At 40.5% G+C, this 8,491-nt stretch carries 7 protein-coding genes and 1 pseudogene; 2 read left to right on the forward strand and 6 right to left on the reverse strand.

Annotated features, from left to right (window positions below):
* Positions 1 to 64 precede the first annotated feature (64 nt).
* Genes ACT3TU_RS05480 through ACT3TU_RS05495 form a run of 4 tightly spaced genes read right to left on the reverse strand, consistent with a single transcriptional unit; the run spans position 65 to position 4,246 of the window.
* Positions 65 to 1,048, reverse strand: a complete 984-nt coding sequence (locus tag ACT3TU_RS05480; protein ID WP_444784113.1) for a ChbG/HpnK family deacetylase — start codon at positions 1,046 to 1,048, stop codon at positions 65 to 67.
* The gene (locus ACT3TU_RS05485; RefSeq protein ID WP_444784114.1) at positions 1,045 to 1,506 is read right to left on the reverse strand and encodes a GtrA family protein; all 462 of its coding nucleotides are present in this window, start codon (positions 1,504 to 1,506) and stop codon (positions 1,045 to 1,047) included. The genes ACT3TU_RS05480 and ACT3TU_RS05485 overlap by 4 nt, the downstream gene beginning before the upstream one ends.
* Positions 1,499 to 2,581, reverse strand: a complete 1,083-nt coding sequence (locus tag ACT3TU_RS05490) for a glycosyltransferase family 2 protein (protein ID WP_444784115.1) — start codon at positions 2,579 to 2,581, stop codon at positions 1,499 to 1,501. Before ACT3TU_RS05490 ends, ACT3TU_RS05485 begins: the two co-directional genes overlap by 8 nt.
* 45 nt (positions 2,582 to 2,626) lie before the next feature.
* Positions 2,627 to 4,246, reverse strand: coding sequence for a glycosyltransferase family 39 protein (locus ACT3TU_RS05495; RefSeq protein WP_444784116.1), 1,620 nt, complete (start codon positions 4,244 to 4,246; stop codon positions 2,627 to 2,629).
* Positions 4,247 to 4,633: 387 nt separating this feature from the next.
* Between ACT3TU_RS05495 and ACT3TU_RS05500 the strand changes: the two are divergent.
* Positions 4,634 to 5,497 (forward strand): annotated as a pseudogene (locus ACT3TU_RS05500) (glycosyltransferase).
* Between the two features lie 68 nt (positions 5,498 to 5,565).
* The gene (locus ACT3TU_RS05505) at positions 5,566 to 6,669 is read left to right on the forward strand and encodes a glycosyltransferase (RefSeq protein WP_444784117.1); all 1,104 of its coding nucleotides are present in this window, start codon (positions 5,566 to 5,568) and stop codon (positions 6,667 to 6,669) included.
* Positions 6,670 to 6,788: 119 nt separating this feature from the next.
* Here the strand turns inward: ACT3TU_RS05505 and ACT3TU_RS05510 are convergent, their stop codons facing one another.
* Both ACT3TU_RS05510 and ACT3TU_RS05515 read right to left on the reverse strand, forming a co-directional pair.
* Positions 6,789 to 7,484, reverse strand: a complete 696-nt coding sequence (locus ACT3TU_RS05510) for a putative nucleotide-diphospho-sugar transferase (RefSeq protein WP_444784118.1) — start codon at positions 7,482 to 7,484, stop codon at positions 6,789 to 6,791.
* 45 nt (positions 7,485 to 7,529) lie between these two features.
* The gene (locus tag ACT3TU_RS05515; RefSeq protein WP_444784119.1) at positions 7,530 to 8,306 is read right to left on the reverse strand and encodes a hypothetical protein; all 777 of its coding nucleotides are present in this window, start codon (positions 8,304 to 8,306) and stop codon (positions 7,530 to 7,532) included.
* Positions 8,307 to 8,491: the final 185 nt, after the last annotated feature.

Below are 8,491 nucleotides of genomic sequence, written 5' to 3' on the forward strand. Positions count from 1 at the left end.
CCAGTAGCACGTTATAATACTTGTCTTTCTTTTATTTAGGACTGGCTATAGCAATAAATAGCTTTTAAACACTTTCTGACCAGCGTACCAATCTCACATCATGCTTCTGTAATAATACTTCAAACGCATCACTCATTAACCAGTTGTATTCAATTTCTCGTGCAGTCTTAATTTCATCCTGCCAGCCGTTATCAGGAATGGCAGGATGGCACATAATAAGAGTGGTAGACAATTCTGTAGGCAGTGAGAGTGGCGCAGCATGTATGGCGGGAGTGGTCGTATCATATTGCGCATAAGTGCCCAACGGTTCAATGGCAAATGACTGTGCATAGAGCGCAGGCGATAAATCAGCGGTGCGCGGTGCACTCTGTAACCATTGATCCCACAATGCTGTTAACTCTTGACGGTTAGCATCAAACCCATAAATTCCGCCAAAATAATCGTTGGTTGCAATGTGTTTATCTTTGCACAGTTTGCGCCATGCATTGCCACCTAGCGTGTAGATAACCCAAGACTTAAAATCGTTCACCAACGGGGTGGTCGTACGCGCACTAATATGAGCTTGGGTGTTTTCGCCACCGTAGCGCTCATTCAGCTCGTTGGCTAAGCGTTGACGGATAATAGGAAACTGATGAATATGCTGATGACCATCTACAAAAATAGGGGCACGGCCAAAACGGTCTTCAAAGCCATCCAATTGTTTTTTGATGATATCAGTCACTTGTACAGGATTAATTTTACGTAGGTAGCTGGCTATAATGAGCGACTTAAGAGAACCGCGCAGCGCTGATGGGAATATTCCGGTCAAATCCAGATGCAAACCAATATCGACATTTAATTCGGCTAACGTTTGTATCTCACTGTCACTGATAGTACCCCCTACCATATAGCTACTAGCACCGATGCGCCCACGTTCAGCGAGATGTAATACCGCATCATTTACTGCATCCGATAAACCCAAATCATCGACATTGATAATAATAGCGCGTGCACTATTTGATATTTGAGAGTTCTGGTTTTGAGGTGTGTTGTTTTTTATTGCCGTCATGATTTAAATGCCCAAAGTTTACCTAATGAAAAAGTCATCACCGTGATAACGCCGGTTACTACCAACCATATCAACATATAGTAATGCTCACCAAACCAATTTAACCCCAAAACAAATAAGCTTTGATTGGCAAGAAATCCAATAATTGAGCTGGCAAACCACTTGGCTAGCACTGGTAACGAGCCAGCCAAGGATGGACGTTTAACGCTCTGATTATCGTTCTTTTTATTATCTGAAAAAGGTAGGCTCGAGGGGTTGAAGGTCAGATAAAAATGCCCCAAAAAACTGATGATGAAGGCCAGTAAAAATGCCATAACATTCGCCCATGTTGGGGTCATGGGCGTAAAGCTGACAATACTTACCAATACTAAAAAATGCACCAATGCAGCAATAGCGCCAACGGCTATAAACCATAGGGCTTGTTTGGATGCTGTTGGTGTTGCTGGTTTTTTATTCATAGGTTTTTTTGTCAAGAAATCTAGTAGGGGTGTCCGTGACTTCATCAGCATGGTTATCGCTATCACTGAGTTCGCTACTACTAATGGTTTCATCAATGAGATATAGCGGTCGTTGCTTAACCTCTTCATACAGCCTGCCAACATATTCACCAATCACGCCAATACAGACCAGTTGGATACCAGTGGAAAACATAATGCCAGCGGCTACGGTTGCCCAGCCTGCGACATCGCTACCAAATATTAAGGTATCTATGACAATAAATAAACCGTATAAAAATGCCAAAGCGGAGACGACAAAACCCATGCGTGATATGAGTCGTAACGGTCTTTGAGAAAAAGAAGTAATGCCAACCAAAGCCAATTCAAAAAGACTACCAAAGTTAAACTTACTCTCACCAGAGCCGCGATTATCAGCAGTAAAGGGCAGGTAGACAGTATTAAAGCCTACCCAAGCGTAGAGACCTTTCATAAAGCGTTGGCGCTCAGGTAGTGAGCGTAATGCCTGTACGACCTTACGCTTCATCACGCGAAAATCACCAGCATTGGGGCGAATCTCATAACGCTGGCGGTCTTGGATAAAGTGGTAAAAGCTGCGTTTGAAGGTTTTTGCTAACTGGCTTTCATGCGGGCGATTGGCCTGAATACCGGCCACCATATCAATATTTGACTGTTCAATCATATTTAACATTTGCGCCAATACTGATAAAGGGTGCTGACCATCCGCATCAATCATCGCCACCATATCACCTTCTGCCTGAGCAAGACCAGCACTGAGCGCAGGCTCTTTACCAAAGTTTCGAGACAAACGTATTATTTGCAATGTTGTGTTTTCAGGCAGTGTTGCTATCAGATTGGTCACTACAGCAACCGAGTCATCACGGCTACCATCATCGACGATGATAATTTCACAGCTTGCGGGCGTTACTTTGTCTTTTGGTTGTTCTGATATTTTATATTCTTTGGGCAGATTTAACGCTGCGGTAAATGCAAATACTTCGGGCAAAAATGCTTGCAATGCCTCGGCATCATTATAGGCTGGCATGATGATCGATAAGTAAGGTTGGTTTTGTGGCATAAAACACTCATCATCTTTGGTAAGTAGGTATGGTTGCTGGGCAATTTATTGAGGCGACTGAACACAGCGACTAGGAACATAAGCAGTCCAGTTTACGGTCAACGGTGTATCCGCTTTAGGGTCACGCCATGAAATTTGCCATTGACCTTGTTTTTTTATTAGTCGATCAGAGCTGGCTGCATTATTATCCTGATGGTCACCGACCACTGTTATTTCATCCAGTAAGGGCAGCAATATATCGTCATCGCCGTCTTCCCACATGACTAGGGTGCCGTTTTTTTGAAGTCGTTCAATACTCATCCACGGTGAATGGCTGGCGGGACCTGAAATCATTTGTGATGGAAACCCACTATTTATTGCTACTAAAGCGCCCAGCCAGCGGTCACCTGAGACGCTATCGAGTGGGCAACTACTCAGCGATTGCCAAGTGTCCTGAGCTTGTCCAGCAAGCGCTTGTTCAGGCCATTGCATACGCGATGGTTTATGACGTATTTTATCACCAAAACCCACGTATACGACCATCAGTACCGTGGCTAGTGTCAGCCAAATAGCGAGGGCTTTACGTAGTTTAGTCGCTGTCAATAATTGAGTAGCTGGGACAACGAATGAGGCAGCTAGCAATCCAGACAGCGCCCACATTGGCATGCCCCACATATCACGCAAGCCAACACCGAATACTAAGCTCAACACTACTAGCACACCAATGGGAGCGGCCCAAAGATACCATAGTAGAGAAGCACCTGCTGGCAGGCTATGCTTATAAGCGCTAACACCAAATAAGCGTTTGCGATTAAGGGCGAGTATTAATAATAGTGGGATATGTGCGACGAGCTGAGCGATAATAAAACTGATCCAACTAAAATGGCGGCTAACGCTACTAGCGGCTTCACCGACATCATGTGAGCGCCCATTAGCATAACCGAGCGGCAACCAATCATGCATCACTAACCAATATAGATGCGGGGCAAATACTGCGAGCATCACAAAAATAGCTATCCATGGCTGCGGTTGCTTTAGCAGCGGCCACTGTTTTGGTAGTAACAAGTAAATCGCCATTGGCAATAATAAGAATACCACACTGTATTTGGTGAGCATACCGAGCCCACCAAGCACACCCAGTAGTAGCCAGTCTGTGAGCCGATTACGGGTAAGTGCTTGATAGAATACTAAATACAGCCCTGCCCAAATAGGAAATTGTGCAACATTATGATTGAACTCTAGGCTGGGATAGGTGTAATAAACGATTGCTAAGGTTAGTGCGCTGCCCAATAGCGCAACTTCATGTGACCAGACCTTTTTACCTAGCTGATAGATAAAAAATAAAGTGAGTAGGACGTATAGTTGGCTAAGCAGATAAGGACCAATATGGCCAAACAGCTGATAAAAGCTATATAGTACCCATGACGAAAAAGGAGGGTGTTTATAGTAGCCCAATTGCCATTCGCTTCCCCAACTAATACCTTCGCTGACATCAAACGGTACGCTGCTGGCGAAAAAGGTAGGCGCGATAGACCAAATAACAAAGTAAGCGATTAAAAACAAACCAAACCAGCGCCACTGCTTTTGTTCTGATTGGTTACTATCCAAGCTATTGTTACCGTTATGAAGACTGTCTTTTTGCCGCTTGGCGTGTGAGGCTGACTTTTGGTTAAATGACGGGGTCATGTCTACGCTCTTTTTATAGTTTATTGGGTTTTATACTACAGTTGTCTTAAGTCCATCTCGAATATGGTACTTATCTATGACATAGCAAAGGATTGGTGTGGCAGTGCAGCTATAGTAATTTAGCGCTATTATAAAGTCTAACATCAATCATAGTAAGGCTATCTTTTTATCTTCATGGTTGATTGTATTTAAAGCCAGTACTTAGGGCAGTATATATATGCAACGGGTTGACGGCATAACAGGTAACTCTATATAATATTACCATTATATAATTAAACGGTATTTAGGGCGTGTTGAACATTCGACCATAGTACTGACTATTTGGGAATGTTCAACACGCCCTAATATTTGTTTTTTACTACAGTCATGAATTCAAGAGAATACGTTATGAGTAAAGAGGTTATCAAAGTGTTTGTGGGTTGTGACCCGAATAACTGTGATTTAGAACAAATGATGGTCTTAGATTATAGTTTGCACAAACATACCAGTACGCCCGTCGAAATCGTCTGGATGCAAATGTCACGTGATCCTAGCAGTTATTGGTACTCAAACCCTGAAACTGGTGAAGGTTGGAACTCTACTAAGTGGGCAACCCCTTTTTCAGGCTTTCGCTGGGCCATCCCCGAATATTGCGATTTTTCTGGCAGAGCCATTTATATGGATGCTGACGTTATCATTTTAGATGATTTAGCAAAACTATGGGAACATCCTATTGAAGGACAATCAATAGTAGCAGCGAAAAGTTATGCGGATATGATGCGATTATGTACCTGCGTTTGGGATTGTGCTAAAGCAAAAACAGTTATCCCATCAATTGAACAGTTATGACAGGACCCTGACAGTCATAAAAAGATGATGAAGTTGCTTAAAAACAATCAAAACTTAATTGAGCCTTATCAGGACAGCTATAACTGCGTGGATGGGGAAGATCTAGCGATAGAGGATATCAAGATATTACACTATTCTGATATGGGCACACAGTTTAGTCACAAGTATTCACTGGAAAGAGTGAGTAGTGAAGGGTTTGAACACTGGTTTGATGGTAAAATAATCGACCATCCAAGACAGGATTTGACTGCATTGTTTGATAGTTATTATAGTGAAGCCTTGGCCAATGGGTATCAATTAGATGATTATAGAGTTGATGCTTTTGGTAGCTTTCCAAAAAAGACTCAGCAACGCTATAAAGGCAATAAAATAACGCGACCAAAAAAATCTAAATCCTTGTTTTCAAAAATCTTTAAGCGTTAACTCATTTAATAAAGTAGTAGTCAGGCTACCTACTCAATGAGTAATCAATTATCCATAGGTCATACTTTATGAAGCAGCCCACCAAAATAGTGGTACTTGTTATTAACTGTCTACAGGGCGCCGGTGCAGAGCGTGTGGTTCTTACTCTAGGACAAGGGTTTTACGAGTTAGGTTATCAGGTGCATATATTAAGGTTTAAGCCTTTAGTAGAGTATGAGCTTAGTCCAGATCTTAACTACCATATACTCAAATTCAAGCCATATAAGATGATATTAGGAACAAAGCGTGGTGAGAAAGTTTTTGCGCGAGCTGTCGATAAATATATTTTAAATAATATTGGTCAACCTGATATCATCCTATCTAACCTTATGCCTACGGATAGTATTCTTAGTTATAGTAGGTTGCCAAATATTAACTATGTCATTCACAATACTTTATCACTACTGTATAAGTTTGATCGTGCGAATCAGGGCAATAAGTCAAAATCGAGAATGATTAACATATACGCTAAGCATCCTTGCATATGTGTGAGTAAAGGGGTGGAAGCAGACTTTATAGAAACTTTTGGCAATATTACGCCAACGACTGCTATCCACAATCCGATTGATAGAGATAACATCCGAAAACTTGCTGAAGCATTTGTCCCAGAATATCAGAACTATATTATTCATGTGGGTAGTTTTAAAGAAGCAAAGCGTCACGATGTCCTGCTAAAAGCTTATGCTCAAACAGATCAATCTCTGCCTTTACTGCTTTTAGGGGAAGGTAAGCGTAAGAGTGATATGAAAAGTCTAGCCGTGGAGCTTGGTTTAGAAGACAAGGTAGTGTTTTTAGGGTTTCGTGAGAATCCTTTTCCCTATATAAAACATGCGCAATTCAAAATATTAACCTCTGACTGGGAAGGGTTTGCCTTAGTTATAGCAGAGGCTTTGGCTCTGGGCACGCCAGTTATTAGTACAGACTGTCCCTCTGGGCCAAGTGAGTTATTACCAAAAAATAACTTGATGCCCATGAGAGATGTTGACGCTATTGCGAACAAATTAAGCCAAGCTATGAATAACCCTCAACAGTTTCAATCTGCATTTGATGACGCTCTCCTTCCTGTAAAGGTCGCCAAAAAATATATAGACTTTATTGAAACATCTCCCAGCCCAAATTTACATGGCGTTTAATATTACTGTGTCATTCTGGCTTTGTTGCTTTTCTTACTATTAACATTGTTAGGGCGTGTCTTCATTCTTAACCGAATTAGATGGCGATCGATTGAGGACACGCCCTAATATAAGTAAAATTAATTAATTATCTTGATGATAATTAGTAATATTATCAAAATAATAGAAACTATTAAAAATCTATTTCGCCAGCGTATTCTTTGTCTTTTAAGTTTGGTCTGACCACGGCTGGCTTGATATTGCTCAATATAAATGTCACCGTCATAGTCTTTATCGAAGATTTTAATATAGCCAGGGTTGAGTGCTTCAACGGTTAGAGTGCCACCAAGCTTATTCATAGCCATATCAAGACTGTCTTGATCGACCTGTGTACGCTTGCCATTTACTTGCTCAGCGATCCATTGTTTAACGAAATTAGTGGTATTAGAGGTATTATTGAAAAACATGGTGCTGGCCAGATAGTCATGAGACATGCCCGGCATACCTTTGGTTTTGTAGAATGCAACATCTGCGTTGATATGATTAAAATAATCTAAAGGTTTTTTCACCAGCGCATCCGCATCTAAATATAAGACTTTTTTATCTGGAAATTGTTGTAAGCATTCCAAAATAAAATGCGGTTTGATGCGAGTATTTGCTTCCCAGTAACCAGCGTCCTCAACTTCTTTAAAATAATAATTTAAATTAAAGTCATCTAGAGATTGCTTCAAAGATTGCGCATGATCACGATAGCTGGCGGTATAAAAACAACACACGAGAAAGTTATCTGTGGCGTTCAGATTGGTAAAAGATAAAGCTTGAGAAGTTGGAGGCATTGATTACTCTATAAAATTTGAATAGGGATAATTTTTTTAAATATCTCAAGGGTGGGTATCGCTCCACCATTTAGACTTACCACTGTTATGTAGTAATCGCAAAGTAGCAAAAGCACTATTATTGTTCTGTAGTTTATCAAAAACAGAAAGTAGAATGGTCGTTGCTAATTTATCGATATTATCAAACGTCTCATAACGACTGCGCATGTTTTTTAAACTATCATCAGTGCCGATACGAAAGTAAGTAAGACCATCGTATAGAGGCATATCGCCGCAATAAAGCAGAGTAACTTTATCATCAATCAATGGCATGGATTCGGAGTTGGTAGGTAACTTTAAAAAATATTTGGTTTCATAGACTCTTAGAGTATTCATCAAGGTAATGACATTCATCAAAATAGCTGCCCTTACAGAATCTTTTGTGTGATCGATAAAGGTGTCACAAGCCGATACAACCCAGCGTAACGATAGGTGGTTTAATAAGTATTCATGTTCCGTTATCCACAATTGCTCAAAATAACTGTATATTTCTTCTACTTTGTATTTACGGCGCAATAATACCACAAGCGCTGCATGATAAAAACACAGTTCAGATCGTCCAATAAACTGATGCTTTAAATTTTCCAAATGAGTTTGCAGATCTTTGACTTTGGGCTTATGAGTTAATGCTGTCGCATCGCAACTTTGTTCTGTGATGATGGTTGCCTTCATCTCATCTATGCTTTTATCGTTGAATGTATTAATAATTTTTTTGGCGTTTAGAGTTCTTTCGCTTTTAAACAATAGAACAACTTTTCTTTGCCAACCTGTAGTTGCTGTCATTTCATTAAAACCTTGCTTATAGCTATAATAAAGTTTAGTTAACCTATGTTGGTGTGTTTATTTTAAAGCATATATACAGTATTTCTAGCACCCTAAAACAATAAGATAACCAATCTTAAGCTATAATCCACTGGTTTATTCTTAATTGGTAAAATATTTAGGGCGTGTCCTCAATCTAAACGATA

It is taken from the genome of Psychrobacter sp. AOP3-A1-26, assembly GCF_052378235.1.
Taxonomy (GTDB): Bacteria; Pseudomonadota; Gammaproteobacteria; order Pseudomonadales; family Moraxellaceae; genus Psychrobacter.

What these genes read in the sequence shown, in the direction of transcription:
- ACT3TU_RS05490 (WP_444784115.1), bottom strand. Translation starts at nt 2,581, where the DNA reads ATGCCACAAAACCAACCTTACTTATCGATCATCATGCCAGCCTATAAT.
- ACT3TU_RS05510 (WP_444784118.1), bottom strand. Translation starts at nt 7,484, where the DNA reads ATGCCTCCAACTTCTCAAGCTTTATCTTTTACCAATCTGAACGCCACA.
- ACT3TU_RS05485 (WP_444784114.1), bottom strand. Translation starts at nt 1,506, where the DNA reads ATGAATAAAAAACCAGCAACACCAACAGCATCCAAACAAGCCCTATGG.
- ACT3TU_RS05495 (WP_444784116.1), bottom strand. Translation starts at nt 4,246, where the DNA reads ATGACCCCGTCATTTAACCAAAAGTCAGCCTCACACGCCAAGCGGCAA.
- ACT3TU_RS05505 (WP_444784117.1), top strand. Translation starts at nt 5,566, where the DNA reads ATGAAGCAGCCCACCAAAATAGTGGTACTTGTTATTAACTGTCTACAG.
- ACT3TU_RS05515 (WP_444784119.1), bottom strand. Translation starts at nt 8,306, where the DNA reads ATGACAGCAACTACAGGTTGGCAAAGAAAAGTTGTTCTATTGTTTAAA.
- ACT3TU_RS05480 (WP_444784113.1), bottom strand. Translation starts at nt 1,048, where the DNA reads ATGACGGCAATAAAAAACAACACACCTCAAAACCAGAACTCTCAAATA.